The organism is Streptomyces sp. NPDC007875, assembly GCF_042868035.1.
GTDB lineage: Bacteria > Actinomycetota > Actinomycetes > Streptomycetales > Streptomycetaceae > Streptomyces > Streptomyces antimycoticus.
Genome location: NZ_JBIADZ010000002.1, coordinates 59,544 through 78,233, shown reverse-complemented (window position 1 = coordinate 78,233; position 18,690 = coordinate 59,544). Strand labels below are relative to the sequence as shown.

15 protein-coding genes and 1 tRNA gene are annotated in these 18,690 nt (G+C 71.8%); 9 read left to right on the top strand and 7 right to left on the bottom strand.

Annotated features, from left to right (window positions below; all coding sequences use genetic code 11):
* The first annotated feature begins 231 nt into the window (after nt 1–231).
* From ACFYOY_RS04045 to ACFYOY_RS04005, 9 genes are all read left to right on the top strand, one after another.
* The gene (locus tag ACFYOY_RS04045; RefSeq protein ID WP_351882062.1) at nt 232–804 is read left to right on the top strand and encodes a small secreted protein; all 573 of its coding nucleotides are present in this window, start codon (nt 232–234) and stop codon (nt 802–804) included.
* A gap of 166 nt (nt 805–970) precedes the next feature.
* A complete protein-coding gene (locus ACFYOY_RS04040) occupies nt 971–2,545 on the top strand; it encodes a methyltransferase (RefSeq protein WP_388584674.1) in 1,575 nt (524 codons plus the stop codon).
* A 343-nt stretch (nt 2,546–2,888) separates the two neighbouring features.
* The gene (locus ACFYOY_RS04035) at nt 2,889–3,086 is read left to right on the top strand and encodes a hypothetical protein (protein ID WP_351882058.1); all 198 of its coding nucleotides are present in this window, start codon (nt 2,889–2,891) and stop codon (nt 3,084–3,086) included.
* A gap of 211 nt (nt 3,087–3,297) precedes the next feature.
* A complete protein-coding gene (topA, locus tag ACFYOY_RS04030; protein ID WP_351882056.1) occupies nt 3,298–6,135 on the top strand; it encodes a type I DNA topoisomerase in 2,838 nt (945 codons plus the stop codon).
* 103 nt (nt 6,136–6,238) lie between these two features.
* A complete protein-coding gene (gene tmk, locus ACFYOY_RS04025) occupies nt 6,239–9,583 on the top strand; it encodes a dTMP kinase (protein ID WP_388584670.1) in 3,345 nt (1,114 codons plus the stop codon).
* 109 nt (nt 9,584–9,692) lie between these two features.
* Nucleotides 9,693–9,896, top strand: a complete 204-nt coding sequence (locus tag ACFYOY_RS04020) for a hypothetical protein (RefSeq protein WP_388585313.1) — start codon at nt 9,693–9,695, stop codon at nt 9,894–9,896.
* A 159-nt stretch (nt 9,897–10,055) separates the two neighbouring features.
* A complete protein-coding gene (locus ACFYOY_RS04015) occupies nt 10,056–11,276 on the top strand; it encodes a DNA polymerase III subunit delta' (protein WP_351882052.1) in 1,221 nt (406 codons plus the stop codon).
* Between the two features lie 239 nt (nt 11,277–11,515).
* On the top strand, nt 11,516–13,060 hold the full coding sequence (locus tag ACFYOY_RS04010) for an alpha/beta hydrolase (protein WP_388584667.1): 1,545 nt from the start codon (nt 11,516–11,518) through the stop codon (nt 13,058–13,060).
* Nucleotides 13,061–13,162: 102 nt separating this feature from the next.
* Nucleotides 13,163–13,239: transfer RNA gene (locus ACFYOY_RS04005), tRNA-Thr, on the top strand.
* Between the two features lie 44 nt (nt 13,240–13,283).
* Here ACFYOY_RS04005 and ACFYOY_RS04000 read toward each other — a convergent pair.
* The 7 genes from ACFYOY_RS04000 to ACFYOY_RS03970 form a co-directional block, all read right to left on the bottom strand.
* Nucleotides 13,284–14,669 (bottom strand): tyrosine-type recombinase/integrase, encoded by a 1,386-nt coding sequence (locus ACFYOY_RS04000; protein WP_351882048.1) that lies wholly within the window; start codon nt 14,667–14,669, stop codon nt 13,284–13,286.
* A 60-nt stretch (nt 14,670–14,729) separates the two neighbouring features.
* Nucleotides 14,730–14,927 (bottom strand): helix-turn-helix domain-containing protein, encoded by a 198-nt coding sequence (locus tag ACFYOY_RS03995; protein ID WP_351882046.1) that lies wholly within the window; start codon nt 14,925–14,927, stop codon nt 14,730–14,732.
* Between the two features lie 142 nt (nt 14,928–15,069).
* Nucleotides 15,070–16,326 carry a DUF3631 domain-containing protein gene (locus tag ACFYOY_RS03990; RefSeq protein ID WP_351882044.1) on the bottom strand — a complete coding sequence of 419 codons (1,257 nt, stop codon included), beginning with the start codon at nt 16,324–16,326 and terminating at the stop codon, nt 15,070–15,072.
* A 355-nt stretch (nt 16,327–16,681) separates the two neighbouring features.
* Nucleotides 16,682–17,584, bottom strand: a complete 903-nt coding sequence (locus ACFYOY_RS03985) for a bifunctional DNA primase/polymerase (RefSeq protein ID WP_351882042.1) — start codon at nt 17,582–17,584, stop codon at nt 16,682–16,684.
* A 91-nt stretch (nt 17,585–17,675) separates the two neighbouring features.
* Nucleotides 17,676–17,879, bottom strand: coding sequence for a hypothetical protein (locus ACFYOY_RS03980; protein ID WP_351882040.1), 204 nt, complete (start codon nt 17,877–17,879; stop codon nt 17,676–17,678).
* Between the two features lie 12 nt (nt 17,880–17,891).
* A complete protein-coding gene (locus ACFYOY_RS03975; RefSeq protein WP_351882038.1) occupies nt 17,892–18,218 on the bottom strand; it encodes a hypothetical protein in 327 nt (108 codons plus the stop codon).
* A gap of 43 nt (nt 18,219–18,261) precedes the next feature.
* A complete protein-coding gene (locus ACFYOY_RS03970; RefSeq protein ID WP_351882036.1) occupies nt 18,262–18,453 on the bottom strand; it encodes a hypothetical protein in 192 nt (63 codons plus the stop codon).
* Between the last annotated feature and the right edge of the window lie 237 nt (nt 18,454–18,690).

The following is an 18,690-nucleotide window of genomic DNA, read 5'->3' as shown; positions in this document are numbered from 1 at the left end:
AGGGGCCAGGGGGCCGGGAAAGCCCCTGCGACATGCGGGCGGGCGATGTGCGACAGCACATCGTCCGCCCGTGTCCCTGTCCGGGGTGTCCCGTCCGCTCGATGAGGCCATGTCCACAACGGGCGGGGTGCAAATGACTGCAAAAGGATCCATACGGGGCGCTCGCTGAGTGGGCCTCGCCGGATGGACGTGTATGTTCCGGGGCCGAGAGCCATGGAAGGGACCAATCCGGTGAACAAGAAGCTTGTGGCTGCACTGTCCGGCGGTGCGGCACTCGTACTGGCGCTGACCGGCTGCGGGGGCGGCGACGAGGACAAGAAGGTCAACGACTGGGCCAAGTCGGTCTGTGACGAGGTGCAGCCTCAGCTGAAGAAGATTCAGGGCGCCAACACCGCGATCCAGGGTGCCGCCGACGAGCAGGACTCCAAGAAGCTGCAGCAGACGGACTCCAAGGCGTTCCAGGAGATCTCCGAGTCCTACGCGGCACTCGCCAAGGCCGTGGACAAGGCGGGCCCCCCGCCCGTCGACAACGGCGACAAGACCCAGCAGCTGGCGGTCAAGGAGCTCAACGCCACCTCGGGGGCGTACACGAAGCTGAAGACGTCCGTCGACAAGCTGGACACCTCGGACAAGTCCAAGTTCGCCCAGGGGCTGAAGGGCGTCGCCGACGAGCTCGACAAGCTCAGCAAGTCGGGTGACCAGGCCCTGCAGAAGCTGCAGGAAGGAAAGGTCGGCTCGGCGATGGCCAAGCAGTCCGGCTGCCAGAAGCCGAAGACGACCGGCGGCGCCACGGCGCAGTCCTGACGGGCTGCCCAGGGCCGCCCAGGAACCGCCCCGGTTCTGCCGCCAGAGGCCAACGCCGCCGCCTCGCGATCCCTTTGTCGGCTCGTCAGCCTGGCCGACGCGGGCGATGTCGTCCCGATGCCGACTGTCGTCGCCCGCTGTCGGTGGTTGCCCCGACAATGGGGGTGTGAGTACGCACCAGCCTCCGTTCCGCCTCCCCGTCGCCGACCCCGAGCGCACCGCCCGCCTTCGTGAGGCGCTGTCGGCCGCCTCCTTCACCGCCGATGGTCTGCTGGATCTGCTCGGCTCGTCCGCCTACGCGGCCCTGGCGCGCGGCGAGACCGTCCCGGCGCTGCGCGTCACCCGGGGCGAGAGCGGCCCGCTGGAGACCCTGGTGCGGCTCTTTCTGCTGCAGCGCCCCGTGGCGTACGGGCGGGCGGCCGCGGCCCTGCCGGCCGAGGACTGCCTCGCCGACGGCTGGGTGGTGCGCGAGGGCGACGAGGTGCGCGCGAGCGTGGATGTGCGGCCTTACGGCGGCCCCGAGGGCCAGGAGTGGTGGATCGTCTCCGACCTGGGCTGCGCGGTCGGCGGCGCCGGAGGGATCGGCGGCCCGGGCGGCGCGCGCGGCCGTGAGGACCGCTCCCGGCTCGTCCTCGGGGTGGGCGGCGCGTCCACCACGCTCGCCGGTCTCACCGTGCCCGCGCCCGTGGGCCGGGTCCTGGACCTCGGCACCGGCTCCGGTATCCAGGCGCTGCACGCGGGCCGCCACGCCACCCGCGTCACCGCCACGGACCGCAATCCGCGCGCCCTGGCGATCGCCCGGCTGACCCTTGCCCTGTCCGGGGCGCCGGAGCCGGATCTGCGGGAGGGGTCGCTGTTCGAGCCGGTCGGGGACGAGACGTACGACCTGATCGTCTCCAACCCGCCCTTTGTGATCTCCCCCCGCTCCCCGGAGGGCAGCGAGCTGGTCTACCGGGAGGGCGGGATGTCCGGGGACGACCTGTGCCGCACGCTCGTCCAGCAGTCCGCGGGGCACCTCACCGACGGCGGCTGGTGTCAGCTGCTGGCGAACTGGCAGCACATCGAGGGGGAGGACTGGCGCGAGCGGGTGGCCTCCTGGGTCCCGTCCGGCTGTGACGCGTGGATCGTGCAGCGCGAGGTGCAGGACGTCACCCAGTACACCGAGCTGTGGCTGCGCGACGCCGGTGAGCATCTGGCCGGCCCCGAGGCGTACGCGGCGCGCTACGACGCGTGGCTGGACGAATTCGAGGCGCGGAAGACCAAGGCCGTCGGCTTCGGCTGGATCACCCTGCGCAAGTCCGGCGCCGACCGGCCCTCGGTGACCGTGGAGGAGTGGCCCCATCCGGTCGAGCAGCCGCTGGGGGGCGAGGCCATGGCCCATTTCGACCGGCAGGACTTCCTGCGCACGCATGACGACGCGGCGCTGCTGACCGCCAGCTTCCGGCTGGCGGACGAGGTCGTCCAGGAACAGGTGGGCCCGCCCGGGGCCGAGGACCCCGAGCACGTGGTGCTCAGGCAGTACCGGGGGATGCGGCGCGCGACGACGGTGGACACGGTCGGGGCCGGCTTCGCGGGTGTGTGCGACGGCACACTGAGCGCGGGCCGGATCCTGGACGCCATCGCCCAGCTGCTCGGGGAGGACCAGGTGGTGCTGCGCGACCGCACCCCGCAGTCCATCCGGCACCTGGTCGAGCAGGGATTTCTGCGGCCGGTCGGCGACGACGGCATAGAGGCGCGATGAGGGCGTAGAGGCGCGGCAGAGCACGTCCGTCCGGGCGCTGGGGGCGTACGCCGGTGGTACAGCACCCTCCCCCGCGCCCCCGTATGGCAGGAAGCTGCTGCAGGGGCCGCCCGGACAGCTGCAGGGGCCGCCCGGACAGCTGCAGGGGCCGCCCGGGACAGGTGCAGAGGCCGCCCGGGACAGGCGCGGACGGGTACGGACAGGCACGGAGGGGCGCTGGCGGACGCGGACCGGCGCGGACGGGCGGGGACGAGGAGATGGGCCCAGACGGGCCGTACGAGGCGACGCGCGCCGTTCACCCGGGGTTCGCGCTCACGCCTCCCGTGCGTGCCACGCTCCCGTCATGGAGAGCGGACCTGCGATCTTCGCCGGAACGGCATTCGTGTTGTTCGGCGCCGCGCTGCTGCTGTGGACGGCGGCGCGGCTGAGGCTGCGCGCACCGGTGGCCCATGGTGTGAGTCCTGTCGCTTCCGCGGCGCTCTCCCTTCTCTTCGGCGTCGCCGCGCTCGGCGGCGGAATCACCTGCCTCGGTTACGCCTGACAGGGCCTTCCGTGCTGCCTCGTGCCGGTCCGGGCGGCAGACAGGTCGGTTGTCGGGTTACCGTTCGAGTGGCGTTGCGGGCTTTTTCCGTTTGACACGGGGGCGGGATGTACCGTCACACTCCGCAGCGTCACCGTAGAGGGAGGCCGTGTGAGCGTTACCCACACGGCACTGCCCGTTCACCGAGCGTCGACCGGAGAGAAGAGCCAAGTTGTCCCCGACCACCAGCGAGACCGCACAGGGCGGCCGCCGACTCGTCATCGTCGAGTCGCCTGCCAAGGCGAAGACGATTAAGGGCTACCTCGGCCCGGGCTACGTGGTCGAGGCCAGCGTCGGGCACATCCGGGACCTGCCGAACGGTGCGGCCGAGGTCCCCGACAAGTACACCGGCGAGGTCCGGCGGCTCGGCGTGGACGTCGAGCACGACTTCCAGCCCGTCTATGTGGTCAACTCCGACAAGAAGAGCCAGGTCAAGAAGCTCAAGGAGCTGCTCGCCGACTCCGACGAGCTCTTCCTGGCCACCGATGAGGACCGCGAGGGCGAGGCCATCGCCTGGCACCTCCAGGAGGTCCTCAAGCCCAAGGTCCCGGTGCGCCGGATGGTCTTCCACGAGATCACCAAGGACGCCATCCGGGCCGCCGTGGCCAACCCGCGCGAGCTGAACCAGCGCCTGGTGGACGCCCAGGAGACCCGCCGCATCCTCGACCGCCTCTACGGCTACGAGGTCTCGCCGGTCCTGTGGAAGAAGGTCATGCGCGGCCTGTCCGCGGGCCGGGTCCAGTCCGTCGCCACCCGTCTCGTCGTCGAGCGGGAGCGCGAGCGCATCGCCTTCCGCTCCGCCGAGTACTGGGACCTCACCGGCACCTTCGCCACCGGCCGGGCCGGTGACGTCAGCGACCCCGGCACCTTTGGTGCCCGCCTTACGGCCGTCGACGGCCTCCGGGTCGCCCAGGGGCGCGATTTCACCTCGCTCGGGCAGCTCAAGGACGGCGTCAACGTCCTGCACCTGGACGAGGCCGGCGCCCGCTCCCTGGCCACGGCCCTCGCCGACACCGCCTTCACGGTGCGCTCGGTCGAGTCCAAGCCGTACCGACGCTCGCCGTACGCGCCCTTCCGCACGACGACCCTGCAGCAGGAGGCCAGCCGCAAGCTGGGCTTCGGGGCCAAGGCCACCATGCAGGTCGCGCAGAAGCTGTATGAGAACGGCTACATCACCTATATGCGTACGGACTCCACCGTCCTGTCGGACACGGCGGTCACGGCGGCCCGGGCGCAGGTCACGCAGTTGTACGGCGCCGACTACCTGCCCGACAAGCCGCGCACCTACGCGGGCAAGGTCAAGAACGCCCAGGAGGCGCACGAGGCCATCCGCCCCTCGGGAGACCGTTTCCGCACCCCGGCGGAGACCGGCCTTACGGGCGACCAGTTCCGGCTCTACGAGCTGATCTGGAAGCGGACCGTCGCCTCCCAGATGAAGGACGCGATCGGCAACTCGGTCACCGTCAAGATCGCCGGGCAGGCGAGCGACGGCCGGGACGCCGAGTTCTCCGCCTCCGGTAAGACGATCACCTTCCACGGCTTCATGAAGGCATACGTGGAGGGCGCCGACGACCCGAACGCCGAGCTCGACGACCGCGAGCGCCGGCTGCCGCAGGTCACCGAGGGCGACCGGCTCTCCGCCGAGGAGATCACCGCCGACGGCCACGCGACCAAGCCCCCGGCCCGCTACACCGAGGCGTCGCTGGTCAAGGAGCTCGAAGAGCGCGAGATCGGCCGCCCCTCGACCTACGCCACGATCCTGGGCACCATCCTCGACCGCGGCTATGTCTTCAAGAAGGGCACCGCGCTCGTGCCCTCCTTCCTGAGCTTCGCCGTGGTCAACCTGCTGGAGAAGCACTTCGGCCGGCTGGTCGACTACGACTTCACCGCCAAGATGGAGGACGATCTCGACCGCATCGCGCGCGGCGAGGCCGAGGCCGTGCCGTGGCTGAAGCGCTTCTACTTCGGCGAGGGCGCGCAGGCCGGCGCCGCCGAGGCCGGGAACGGCGACGGCGATCACCTCGGCGGCCTCAAGGAGCTGGTCACCGACCTGGGTGCGATCGACGCCCGGGAGATCTCGTCCTTCCCCGTGGGCGACGGCATCGTGCTGCGCGTCGGCCGCTACGGGCCGTACGTCGAGCGCCCGACGGAGATCGAGGGCGGCACCGGCCGGCGCGCCGACGTCCCCGACGACATGCCGCCGGACGAGCTGACCGTGGAGTACGCGGAGGAACTGCTCGCCAAGCCGAGCGGTGAGTTCGAGCTGGGCCCCGACCCCGAGACCGGTCGCATGATCGTGGCCAAGGACGGCCGCTACGGCCCGTATGTCACCGAGGTGCTCCCCGAGGACACCCCCAAGAGCGGTAAGAACGCCGTCAAGCCGCGCACCGCGTCCCTCCTCAAGTCGATGTCCCTGGACACGGTGACCCTGGAGGACGCGCTCAAGCTGATGTCGCTGCCGCGGGTGGTCGGCGCCGACCCCGAGGGTGTGGAGATCACCGCGCAGAACGGCCGCTACGGCCCGTACCTGAAGAAGGGCACGGACTCGCGGTCGCTGGAGAGCGAGGAGCAGCTCTTCACCATCACGCTCGAGCAGGCGCTGGCGATCTACGCCCAGCCCAAGCAGCGTGGCCGGGCCGCGGCCAAGCCGCCGCTGAAGGAGCTGGGCACCGACCCGGTCAGCGAGCGGCCCGTGGTGGTGAAGGACGGCCGCTTCGGCCCGTACGTCACGGACGGCGAGACCAACGCGACGCTGCGCCGCGACGACGACGTGGAGACCATCACGCCCGAGCGCGGCTTCGAGCTGCTCGCCGAGAAGCGCGCCAAGGGCCCGGCGAAGAAGACCGCCAAGAAGACGGCGGCGAAGAAGACCGCGGCCAAGAAGACGACGGCGACCAAGACGGCCGCCAAGAAGACCGCGACGAAGAAGACGGCCGCCAAGAAGACGACCGCGAAGACCGCCGCCAAGAAGACGGCAGCGGCCAAGAAGTCGTCGGCCAACGCCGAGTAGGAAAGCGGAGCAAGGCGGAGCAATCCCCGCGCCATCCACGGCTCACCGTCCGTTTGTTCGGCCGGGGGGCCGTGGATTCATGTGATCCGGATAGGCTGGCGGGATGACGCGAGAGCAGCCAACGGACGTGACCGCCACTTCCGGTGCCCTTGCCGCGGACTCCCGCGAGCGGGCCGTACGAGCCCTGCTGCGCTATCAGCCGCTGCGACGGCTCTGGAGCGCCCAACTCGTCGGCGGCGCGGGGGACGCGCTCGCCGTGCTGGTGCTGGTGCTGCTGACGCTGCAGGCGTCCGTGGCCGCCGACTCCTTCGGCGGCGGGTATCGCGGCGCGGCCTTCGCGGTCGCGGTGGTGCTGGGCATACGGCTCCTGGCGACCGTGCTGTTCGGCGCGGTGCTGCTCGGGCCGCTCGCCGCGCTGATCGGCCCCTCCGGTCCGCTGGACCGCCGCTGGACCATGGTCGGTGCGGACGGTCTGCGGCTGGTGTTGCTCCTCATCGCGCCGCTGTGGATCGACTGGGCCCCGGCCGACGCCGTCGCCTGGCTGCTCATCACGACCTTCGTCGTCGGCGTCGCGGAACGCTTCTGGACCGTCGCCAAGGACGGCGCGGCGCCCTCGCTGCTCCCGGCACCGCCCGCCGAGGGCGCGGCCGTGCGCCCGCTGCCCGACCACCTGGACGCGCTGCGCCGGCTCTCGCTCCGTACGAACTTCCTGACGCTGCCGATCGCCGCCGCCGGGCTGCTCGTCGTCACCCTCATCGGCAGGCTGCTGGGCACCGGCGTGGAGTGGTTCCACACCCACCAGGCCGCCCTCGGCTCGTACGTCGGCGCCGGACTCTTCGCCGCGTCGATCTCGATCCTTATCTTCCTCGAACTGCCCGGCGCGCAGACCAGCCGCACCCGCTCCCCCCTGGAGGGGCTGCGCCGGCCCCGTGCCACCTCCGGTACCGGCGCCGACAAGGGCCGCACCGGTGCCGTTCCGCTGCTGGTGCTCGCCTGCGCCGGGGTGGCAGGCGCGATCGCCGCGGCGGTGGGCGTCGCCCCGTTGCAGGCCATGGACCTCGGTGGCGGGCCGGTCGCCTTCGCGCTGCTCGCCCTCGTGCTGGCCGGTGGTCCGGCCCTGGGCATCCGCTGGGCCCCGAAGTTCCTCCCGGGTCTGTCGCGGCGCAGGCTGCTGGCGCTGTCGGTCGCGCTGACCGGGCTCGCGCTGCTCACGGTGGGCCTGGTGCACGACACGACCACCGTCGTGCTGATCGCCCTGGTCGCGGGCGTGCTGGCCGGGATCGCCGCCCACACCGGCCACGCCCTCCTGGACCAGGAGTCCGAGGAGACCCGCCGGCCCCGGATGACCGCGCATCTGCAGGCCGTCGTCCGTGTCAGCGTCGGATTCGGCGCGGTCGTCGCGCCGCTGCTCGCCGCCGTCATCGGACCGCACCGGCTCGGCAGCGGCGATTTCGTCTTCGCCCACGGCGGCGCGGCCTTCACCCTGATGCTGGTGGGCGCGCTGCTGCTGCCCGTCGCCGCGCTGGTCCTCGGCCGGACCGACGACCGGCAGGGAGTGCCGCTGCGGCGCGATCTGCGCGAGGCGCTGCTCGGCGGCAGGGGCGCGGACGAGGCCCCGACCGCCACCGGTTTCTTCATCGCCATCGAGGGCGGCGACGGCTCGGGCAAGTCCACGCAGGTGGAGGCGCTGGCCGAGTGGATAAGGGCCAAGGGCCACGAGGTCGTGGTGACCCGTGAGCCGGGCGCGACCGCGATCGGCAAGCGGCTCCGCTCGATCCTGCTCGACGTCTCGTCCGCCGGGATCTCGCACCGCGCCGAGGCGCTGTTGTACGCGGCGGACCGCGCCGAGCACGTCGACACCGTGGTCCGCCCGGCGCTGGAGCGCGGCGCGGTCGTCATCTCCGACCGCTACATCGACTCGTCCGTGGCCTACCAGGGCGCTGGGCGCGACCTCGCCGCGACCGAGATCGCCCGTATCTCGCGTTGGGCGACAAACGGCCTGGTGCCGCATCTGACGGTGCTGCTGGACGTCTCGCCGGAGACCGCCCGTGAGCGCTTCACCGAGGCCCCGGACCGGCTCGAGTCCGAGCCCGCCGAGTTCCACCAGCGGGTACGGGCCGGATTCCTGGCCCTCGCCGCCGCCGACCCGGCCCGCTACCTCGTCGTCGACGCCGGGCAGCTGCCGGAGGCGGTCACCTCGGTGGTGCGCCACCGCCTGGACCAGATGCTGCCGCTGTCCGACGCGGAGGTGAAGGCCCAGGAGGAGGCCCGTAAGGCCGCCGAGGAGGAGGCCCGCCGCCGCGCCGAGGAAGAGGCCGCACGCAAGGCCGAGGAGGAGCGGCTGGAGCGCGAGCGCCAGGAGGCGCTCGCCAAGGCACGCGCCGAGGAGGAGGAGCGCAAGCGCCGCGAGCTGGAGGAGGCCCGCCAGCGCGAGGCCGAGCGGCAGGCGGAGGCGGCCCGTCAGCGGGCCGAGGACGCGCGCCGCAGGGCCGAGGAGGACCGTAGGCGCATCGAGGCCGAGGACCGCGCCCGCGCCGCCGACGAAGAGCGGCGCCGCCTGGAGGCGGAGGCGGAGGCACTGCGGCGGGCCGAGGCCGAGGCCCGCCGCCAGGAGGAGCAGCGCAAGGCCGAGGAGGCGCTGCTGCGGGCGGAGCAGGCGCGGCTGGCGGCGGACGCGGCGGATGCGGCGGCCTCCTCCGGAGCCGAGGCGCCGACCGTGGAGACCGAGACCCCGGCCCCGCCGCCCCACGACGCGGACGGGCCCCGGGGCGCGGACGGCTCCCAGGACACGGGCGGTGCCCGGGACGCGGCGGGCCCCGCCTCCGGCGACCCGGACTCGACGAAGACGGTCCAGACGCCGCGGTTCGACCCGTGGGCCGAGTACGTCGGCGAGGGCGGCTCCGGCCGTCCCGCCACTGGCTACCCCACCCCCGACCGTCCCGCCGCTGGGCCGGACGCTGACGAGACCACGGTGCTGCCGCCCGTGCCTCCCCAGAACCGCCCGGACGCCGGCGACACCGCCGTGCTGCCGCCCGTACGGCCCCAGGACGGCCCGGAGCACCGGGGCGGCCCGGACGCCGAGGAGACGGCCGTCCTGCCCCAGCCGCCCGCCGAGCCGCCCACGAACACGGCCGAAGAGACGGCCGTGCTGCCGCCCGTACGGGACGAGCGGTCCGCCGACCCGGCGGACCGGGTCCCGCCGTGGCTGTTCCGGCAGGAGCAGGAGCGGGGCCAGGGCGAGGGGAACGAGCGCACGCGCGAGATGCCGCAGTACGGCCACGGCCAGGGCCAGGGGTATGACCAGGGCCAGGCGCAGGGCGGTGCGGAGTCGCCGCGTCCGCGCCGCCGCCGTCCCGAGTGGGCGGAGGAGACTCCGTTGGACGACCTCCCGTCGCTGGCCGACGAGCTGCTCGGCCCGCGCGACGACGAGGACGGCCGACGCCGCTGACGGCAGACCGGTGACGGCAGGGCGCCGGCGGCGGGGTGGTCGCTGACGGCAGGTCGGCGACGTGGGAGCGCTTGACCGGTTCTGCTGACGGCAGCCCGCCGACGGCCGCGTGGGCGAGGACTGGTGGCGGGACCCCGTCACCGGCGATGTCGACGGCAAGCGCTGCACCGCGCAGGAGATCTTCGCGCGGGTGCTGTGGAAGCTCGAGCGCGACGCCGAGGCGTATCTCGGCGAGGACGTCACGGACAAGCCCGCCGACGGCAGGGTGACACGTTGCGACGCCGGCGGCAGGGCGGTAGCGGGCAGCCGCTGACGGCAGGCGTCGACGAGGCCCGCTGACGGAGGCTCCGCCGACGGGGCGACGGGGCCCGCTGACGGTCCGCCCAGCCGGCCGCCGTCGTCGACGGCGTGCCCGGCTGTCGGTGGGGTGGCCCACAATGGGATGCCGTAAGCACGAACGGCGGAGGCAGCCATGGCGGTGTGGGACGACCTGGTCGGGCAGGACCGAGTAGCGGCCCAGCTGACGGCTGCCGCGCGGGACGCGGACGCCCTGGTCGCGGCGGCGGGCGAGGCGACCCCCGCCGAGGAGCCCATGGCGTCGTCCAAGATGACCCACGCCTGGCTGTTCACCGGCCCGCCCGGCTCCGGCCGGGCCACCGCGGCCCGCGCCTTCGCCGCCGCGCTGCAGTGCGTCAGCCCGGACCGGGCGCTCGGCGGCGCCCCCGGCTGCGGCTTCTGCGACGGTTGTCACACCGCCCTCGTCGGCACCCATGCCGATGTGGAGGTGGTCCGTACGGACATGCTCACCATCGGCGTCAAGGAGACCCGGGAACTCGTCCGCCGTGCCCAGCTGTCGCCCGCCGGTGGCCGGTGGCAGGTGATCGTCATGGAGGACGCCGACCGCCTTACCGAGGGTGCGGGCAATGTTCTCCTCAAGGCCGTCGAGGAGCCCGCGCCGCGCACCGTATGGCTGCTGTGCACGCCCTCGCTGGAGGACGTGCTGCCCACGATCCGCTCCCGCTGCCGCCTCCTCACCCTCCGCACGCCTCCGGTGGACGCCGTCGCGGACATCCTCGTCCGGCGCGACGGCATCGACCCCGAGCTCGCCGCCTCCGCCGCCCGCGCCACCCAGGGCCATATCGACCGCGCCCGCCGACTGGCCACCGACGAGCGGGCCCGTGCCCGCCGCGCCGCCGTCCTGAAGCTCCCACTGCGCGTCGACGACGTGGGCGGCTGCCTCAAGGCGGCCCAGGAGCTGATCGACGCGGCGGCCGAGGACGCCAAGCAGGTGGCGGAGGAGGTCGACGTCAAGGAGACCGAGGAGCTGCGCGCCGCCCTGGGCGCCGCCGCCGGTACGGGCGGGCGGCTGCCGCGCGGCACGGCCGGGGCCATGAAGGATCTCCAGGACCGCCAGAAGCGCCGTGCCACCCGCACCCAGCGTGACACCCTCGACCTCGCGCTCACCGATCTGATCGCCTTCTACCGCGATGTGCTGGCCCTCCAGCTCGGCTCCCAGGTGGCGCTCGCCAACACCGATGTACGGGACGCGCTGGAGCGGATCGCCTCGGGCTCGAAGCCCGAGCGGACGCTGCGCCGGATCGAGGCGATCACGGCATGCCGTCAGGCGCTGGACAGCAATGTGGCGCCGCTGCTGGCGGTCGAGGCGATGACCATGGCGCTGCGGGCGGGCTGAGTCACCCGTATGGGTTCGCTCCCGGGCGCATGAAGCGTGTCCGGGCGGATACCCTCCGTAAGGGGGCAAACCGGCCGTATCTCCAGGGTTTGATGTCCAGGACCCGATCTCCAGGATCCGAGCGATCAGGGTGATCACCCTGACGACCCTGGCCACCCGGATCACCTTGCTCGACGTGATCCGGATGATCCGACCGGTGCGATCCCGCGACTCGACCGCGCGAACCGAGGGATCAGCCCATGAACAGCCCGCACAGCAGCCGCCCGCTCCGGACCCTCGGCGCCGCCCTCGCCTCCGCCGCCCTGCTGTCCTCCGGGTGCTCCGCGGACGCCTCCGCGCCGCCCGCCGCGTCGATGTCGAAGAAGGCCGTCCCCGCCGCCCTGAGGCCGTACTACGAGCAGTCGCTGAGCTGGCGCCCCTGCGGCGGCGCGGACTTCGAATGCGCCATGCTCAAGGCCCCGCTCGACTACGCGAGACCCGGCACCGGCCAGGATCTGAGGCTCGCCGTCTCCCGTAAGAAGGCGACCGGCCCCGGCCGCTCCCTCGGTTCGCTTCTGGTGAACCCCGGCGGCCCCGGCGGCTCCGCGGTCGGCTATCTGCAGAGCTTCGCGGCCGTGGGCTACCCGACCCGGGTGCGCGCCCGCTACGACATGGTGGCGATGGACCCGCGGGGCGTGGCCGACAGCGAGCCGGTCACCTGTCTGAGCAACAAGCAGATGGACACCTTCACCCAGACCGACCAGACGCCCGACGGCCGCGGGGAGACCGATCGTCTCGTCGCCGCCTACAAGAAGTTCGCCCACGGCTGCGCGGCCCGCTCCGGCCGGATCCTCCGCCATGTCTCGACGGTGGAGGCGGCCCGCGACATGGATGTGCTGCGCGCCGCGCTGGGCGACCGGAAGCTCCATTACGTCGGCGCCTCCTACGGCACCTTCCTCGGCGCGACCTACGCCGACCTCTACCCCCACCGGGTCGGCCGTCTCGTCCTCGACGGTGCCCTCGACCCGACGCTGTCCTCCCGGCGCATCAACCGCGACCAGACCGCCGGTTTCGAAACCGCCTTCACCGCCTTCGCCGAGGACTGCGTACGCCGCACCGGCTGCCCCCTCGGCACCGGCTCCGTGGCCGCCGCCCGCGACCGGCTCAGCGCCTTCTTCACCCGCCTCGACTCCCACCCGGTCCCCACCGGCGAGTCCCGCGCCCTGGGCGAGCCCCTCGCCACCATGGGCGTGATCTCCGCCATGTACGACGAGACCGCCTGGCCCCAGCTGCGCACCGCCCTCCGCTCCGCGATGCGCGGCCACGGCGGCGGTCTGCTCAACCTGGCCGACCTCTACTACGAGCGCGACACCGACGGCTCGTACGCCAACCTCATGTACGCCAACCCCGCCGTCAACTGCCTCGACCTCCCCCCTGCCTTCCGCACTCCCGCCGAGGTCAAGAAGTCCCTCCCCGCCTTCGAGAAGGCATCCCCCGTCTTCGGCGGTGCCCTCGCCTGGGCGGCCCTGAACTGCGCCTACTGGCCCGTCCGCCCGACCGGCACTCCCCACGCCCTGCACGCCAAGGGCGCCGCCCCCATCGTCGTCGTCGGCACCACCCGCGACCCCGCCACTCCCTACCCCTGGGCCCGCGCCCTGGCCGCCCAGCTCTCCTCCGCCACCCTCCTGACCTACGACGGTGACGGCCATACGGCCTACGGCCGCGGCAGCAGCTGCATCGACAACGCGATCAACACCTACCTCCTCACCGGCCGCCCACCCGCCCCCCACACCCGCTGCCGCTGACCAGCCCCGGCCCGCCTGGGCCCCACCCGGCCCCGTACGGAGCACCCCTCGAAACTGTGTAGACTTGGCGACGCTGCTGCTGCCAATCTGGCTCCGCAGCATGCCGCCTTAGCTCAGTCGGCCAGAGCGACGCACTCGTAATGCGTAGGTCAAGGGTTCGATTCCCTTAGGCGGCTCCACTGGAACCCCAGCTCAGACAGAGTCTGAGCTGGGGTTCTTCGTATCAGCGGATACGTCGGCGACGCCGTGCGCGAGTCGCGCGGCTGTCGGTGGTCTCAGTTCTGGTCTCAGTTGCGGCTTTCTGCTGGGGCATGAAGGCATCTCCCATGCGGCGCATGGCGTCCTTCGAGAGAGTGGAACGACCCTTCACGTACCGCCGGGTCTGGCTGATCTGGGTGTGCCGCAAGATCTCCATGATGGTGGGCATGTCCACACCCAGCTCGTTCAGGATCGTGCCCGCGGTGTGGCGGCTCCCGTCGTACAGGCGCCGGTCACTGATGCCCGCTTCCTCCAGCAGCTCCTTGAACTCCTCCCAGTCGGCCCGGGGATCGAGCGGCCGTCCGTCCGGCCGCGTGAACACGGCGTCGTGCTCCTCCCATTCGTCGCCCGCGACGGCCCGCATCTCCTCCTGCTGCGCCTTGTGCGCGAGCAGGTAGGGGATGAACGGCGGCGGGATGGGCACGGGGTTTTGGCTCTTCTTCGTCTTGGGCCTGGTGAAGACCAGCCCGCCGCCCTTCCGCTCGGGGCAGGCACTCGCGTGCGCGTTGCACGTCTTCGTGCATGGCTCGGGGCAACCGCGCTTGTAGGTCTTGTGCGTCGTGCAGTCCGGCGGGCACGGCTCGAAGCGGTGCAGCCGGGCGCCACAGGCGTGCGGGTCCTTACAGCCGTGACGCCAGGTGAGGCGCTGGAGCTGCCATTTGGGGTGGAACAGCTCGTTCTCCAGGTCGACGTACCGCCACCGGAGACCCAGCGTCTCCCCTTGCCGGAACCCCATCCCGACACCGACCGCCCACCGCATGAAGTTCGGCCGCTTGGCCGCGGCCTCCAGGAACCCCTTGGCCTCTTCGGTCGTGAACGGGTTCGCCTCTGTCTCATCGACGCTCGGCGGGTCCACGAGCGTCGCGACGTTCTCCACGATGATCCGGCGCCGGTGCGCGATCTTCAGCGCACGCGACAGGATGCGGTGCACCTTGAGCACGTGGGAGGGTGCGTGCCCCTCTTCGAGCATGGCCGCGTACAGCGTCTCCAGGTGCTCCGGAGCCAGCTTGTCCAGACGGTGCTGTCCGAGTCCCGGGATGATGTCGTTGCGGGTCTTCGACCAGTAGTCGTCCAGGGAGCGGGGCTTGAGCTTCAGGCTCGCGATCGTGGTCAGGTAGGTCGTCATCCACTCCGCGACGGTCGGCTTCCGCCCGGCGACGGGCGCGCGCCCCTCGTCCCGCAGCTTCTCCAGCTCCTTGACCTTCCGGCGTACGGCCGCCTCGGTCCTGGCGCGGCGGTGGCGGCGGTCCGGGCTCCCGTCGTTCTTGACGCCCATGGTGACGCGGCCGTGCCACCAGCCGTCGCTCCCCTCGTAGATGGACGATTCCATGTTCAGCTTGCGGGGGCTCACGTAGTCCTCCAAAACGAGAGGTGGGCCGGATTCACCGGCCCACCTCGGTTTGAGCAGTGTTCAGTTGGCGGTGGCGAGGCTCGCCACAAAGGTTTCGAGGTCGGCCACGCGAATACGGCGTGACCCACCGCGCTTGACGTACTTCAACGTCCCGTCGGCCATCAGCTCGTAGACCGTGGAGCGCCCCATACGGAGCGCCACGGCGGCTTCCTCAGGGGTGTACAGGAGGGGTGCGACGGGCCGGGTAGCGGTGGTCACCGGTGTTCTCTCCTCTGCAACGTCGGGGGCAGAGTCACCCGCCCCCTTCCTGGGGATCCGCTACATCCGCTACATCCGCTACGCAGCAGGTCAGGGGCCTGTTTTGTGTAGCGGATGCGCGGGATGTAGCGGATTGCTGCCGCTATGCGCTGCGGGCAGCGGTGGGCGTCGTAGCGGTTCCAGCGGGGATGTAGCGGATGCCTGGCAGCTCTTCCGCTGCATCTGCACCACCGTTGACCTGGGGTGTAGCGGCTGTAGCGGCTGTAGCGGAGTTTTCCGGGGGCGGGGGGCAGTAGCGAAGCCAGGCGTCGGCGAGGTCTTCGGCGTAGTAGCCCTTGGGCACGCCACCGGCGGTGCGGATGGAGCGGGGCCGGATGGGCTTGTTGGCCGCGGTGACGTACTCGCCAAGCATCTTGGACAGCACGCGGGGGGTGAGTTCCTTGCCGTTGCCGTCCATGTCGCCCCACGGGGCGTCCTCGATCGCGTGGAGGCATTCCAGGATCGCGGCGGTGGGCATGCGGTCCGCGCCGCAGAACACCTTGTCCCGCAGGTCGGTGAGCAGTTGCACGCCTACGGACGCCTTGTCGCCTTCCTTGGCCGCGGCGACCAGTTCGAGGCATGCGGCGCGGGCCCGTTCGGGCCAGTTGCTGCCTGCTGCGTCGGCGACGGCGAGCAGGGGCTCCCATACGTCCGCGGGCCGGTCGCTGATGCCCTCGGGCAGCTCCGGCCAAGCGTTCTCCACCTGGTCGCGCACCTGGTCGGCCCACTTGGCGAGCCGGTCCCGCAGGGCGTGGCCCTGCTTCTCGTGGATGCGCTGCCGGTAGGACTGGATCTTTTCGTTGGGGGCGCGCTTGCGCATGCGGATGATGACCGAGCGGGTCAGGATTGTGTCCGGGAGCGAGCCGAGTCCGGCCATGGCCACGGCGCAGAAGGTCTGGAACTCGTGCGCTTCCTGGTTGGACCCTTCGCCGACGCAGCGCAGGACGCCGACGCCCCGGCGGTGTCCTGCGTTGATGAAGCCCCGCAGGGACTCGTTGTCTCCGGCCTTGGGGCCGAAGATGGTGTCTACCTCATCGAAGAGGACCGTGGGCAGGTTGTCGGTGTCGCCGACGGCTCGGTACATGGCGTTGGCCGTGGCGTGCGCGGCCACGAGCCGGTTGGGCACCAGCGTCTCCACGATCTCCAGAGCCCGGGACTTCCCCGACCCGGGCTCAGGGGACAGGAACGCGATCCTGGCGGTGGTGTCGAAGGCGCTGATGAGGTGCGCGTGGGCGTCCCACAGCGTGACGGCCACGTACGCGTGCTCGCTGGGGAAGACGTTGAAGCGCCGGTGGTGCCGCTCGACCTCATCGAGCAGGGCGGCCCCGTCGATGGACGGCGCGGGCGTGGTGGGGGTCATGCGGCAGTCCTCCCTTCCTGGGGAGTGCGGAGCGGGCAAGCGGTCTTGTGGGCTTCGTGGTCGGCGATCAGGGCGAGCACCCGGCGTCGGCCGACCGCGCTGCGGTCGCGGCCGCACGCGCATTTCGAGGTGGCGGTGGGCGTCGCTCGCCAGTCCGGCGGCGCGGTGATGTGGAGCCACGCGACCGGGTACCGGCCATCTCCCTTCTGCTCGTCAGAGCGAAGAGCAGAAGGGACGGCCTTACGGCCGACGACTTTCGGCGCACTATTGCCGGATGTGGCCGGGGCCGGTTCGGCGGTGCGCGGGCCCGTCGGGCTGTCGGGCTGGCCTTCCAAGGGGGGATGGGATCGGGGGCTCATGCCGCATCCCGGGCCCGGGCTTTGCGGATAGAGCTGTCCAGAGCGCTGCGGATCGTGGCGCGGCACTCGGCAGCGGTGAGTCCGCGCCCCTCTCCCTCCCCTTGGAAGGCGTCCTCCACCACATGCCGGGGGATGTCGCCCCACGCGACGAAGCGCCCCACCTTGAAGGCGCACCGGTTCAGGGTGATGTTGCGCTGCTTGTCCGGCGCTGCGGCGACGACCGCGCACTCCTGCTCCAGCGCGGCGCGTGCTGCACGGCTCCCGTTGACCACCGGGAGCTTGAGCGGCCCGACAGGACGGGCGGGAGCCGGTTGGAGCAGCCGCAGCAGCCACGCGGGCAGCGGAGCCGTCACAGAGCCGTCTGTGGCCTCATACGGTCCGCCGGGGATGACGCTGCCTGCGGCGACTACATACCCGCCCCACGCGCGGGTGTCGACCAGGGGCGCGACGGTGCCCGCAGTGTTGGTCAGCCGAACGTCGGGCGGGGTGGTGAAGTACAGGTGCGTTCCACCGCTCGCGGTCCGGGTGCGGTAGGTGGTGGGCACGGGCTGTCCGGCGCGCTCGCAGAGCGCCGCAAAGGTCGTCGCGCCGCAAGGCGCGTCCGAACTGCTCTTGTCCTTGGGCACGTCGAGGTCGACCACGACCAGCCCAGAGGGACCGGTGGCGATGCCGACGTTGAATGGGGCGCGCGACCATGCGGCGCGGATGCGGCCGGGGTCGGTGGTGGCGCGCTGTTCCCACTTGCGGTGACCGGCGGCGCACTCACCAGTGCGGGCGCAGGCCGCCTCACCGTGCAGGACCGGGCGCTTGGTGCCGGGGCGGAGCGGGAAGACCGCCCAGCCGCGCTCGGCAGCGTCCAAGGCCGCGCGGAGCAGCGCGGAACGTGCTTCATGGGTCATGCTGGATACCTCCAACAGGTCTGTTGATGGGCTGGTTGGGCCGGGGCGACCGCGTGTCTTTGGCGAGATGGGGCGGTCGCCCCGGGCGGATTTAACTGGTGAGCCAGTCGGGTGGGTTGTCGATGAGCTCGGTGAGACTGTCGCGGGCGGCGACCATCTCTTGACGGGTCATGTGCACGGCCACGAAGCGCTCAGGGTCCCGTTCGTCGCATCCCTGAATGACGATGGGTCGGTCGACGTCGACGGAGACGTAGACCTGGCGGTAGACGGCCCGAGTGTGGCGTTTGCCAGTCACATGGCACTCCTCTCACTTGTTCTTGGTCTGGAAGAGCTTGAGGGTGATGCCGCCGACTCCGATGGGTCCGGCGACGGCCCCGGCGATGGCCGTTGCGGTGTGGGCGGCGACGTCCATCAGCCAGCACAGGGCGGCGGCCAGTCCCCAGCCCCCGGCGACGACGGCTCCGGCAATGGCGAACGGGATCAGGACGCGCTGCCATGGGAAGCCGGTCGGGGTGGTGTCGTTGACGACGATGACGACCGGCTGTCCGGTGGCCTGTGCGCGCTGGTAGACGTCGGCGGGTATGTGCGGGGCGATGTGCCCGGGGATGGTGTGGTGCGGGTCAGGCGGTTGCATAGCTACCTCCGGGGCCGGTTGATGCGCGGGTGGTCGGGGCGTGTCAGCCGATGCGGCTGAGGGAGTCCGCGAGGGACTGCAAGGCGTCGTTGATCGTGGGGGCGGCGCCGGTGGAGGCGAGGCAGAAGCCGAAGAGGGCCGCGATGGTGGCGCCGCCGGGGCCGAGGTGGCGGTTGCGGAGCATGAGGGCCAGGAGGGCTCCGAGCATGAGCACGGTGGACAGGGAGACGATCACGGCAGCTCCTTACTGAACGTGACGAGTGAGGCTGTGCGGGTGTGGGGGTCCCACGGGATTCGAGGAAGCGAATTGAGACCGCCTGAATCCGTCTGAGGGGCGGATTTGTGGGTGGCCGTGTGGGACTCCCACAGCCCCCACATGCAGGTCACAGGCCCCCACAGGGTGTGGGACCCCCACAGGGTCTGTGGGGGTCGTTGTGGGGGGTGTGGGAGTCTGCGTGTGGGAGGGGTGCCG